Origin of the sequence: Erwinia wuhanensis, assembly GCF_030484085.1 — a bacterium.
In the GTDB taxonomy this organism is placed as follows: Bacteria; Pseudomonadota; Gammaproteobacteria; order Enterobacterales; family Enterobacteriaceae; genus Erwinia; species Erwinia aeris.
Map to the genome: position 1 here is coordinate 1 of NZ_JAUJUH010000026.1, position 523 is coordinate 523.

General features: G+C 54.3%; 1 rRNA gene. It reads left to right on the forward strand.

Annotated elements, in window-relative coordinates:
* Positions 1 to 503, forward strand: a 16S ribosomal RNA gene (locus QZH36_RS21360); the annotation flags it as partial.
* Positions 504 to 523: the final 20 nt, after the last annotated feature.

Genomic DNA, 523 nt, shown 5'->3' on the forward strand with positions numbered 1-523 from the left:
TGAGACAGGTGCTGCATGGCTGTCGTCAGCTCGTGTTGTGAAATGTTGGGTTAAGTCCCGCAACGAGCGCAACCCTTATCCTTTGTTGCCAGCGATTCGGTCGGGAACTCAAAGGAGACTGCCGGTGATAAACCGGAGGAAGGTGGGGATGACGTCAAGTCATCATGGCCCTTACGGCCAGGGCTACACACGTGCTACAATGGCGCATACAAAGAGAAGCGAACTCGCGAGAGCAAGCGGACCTCATAAAGTGCGTCGTAGTCCGGATCGGAGTCTGCAACTCGACTCCGTGAAGTCGGAATCGCTAGTAATCGTGGATCAGAATGCCACGGTGAATACGTTCCCGGGCCTTGTACACACCGCCCGTCACACCATGGGAGTGGGTTGCAAAAGAAGTAGGTAGCTTAACCTTCGGGAGGGCGCTTACCACTTTGTGATTCATGACTGGGGTGAAGTCGTAACAAGGTAACCGTAGGGGAACCTGCGGTTGGATCACCTCCTTACCTGAAGATACCTTCGTGCG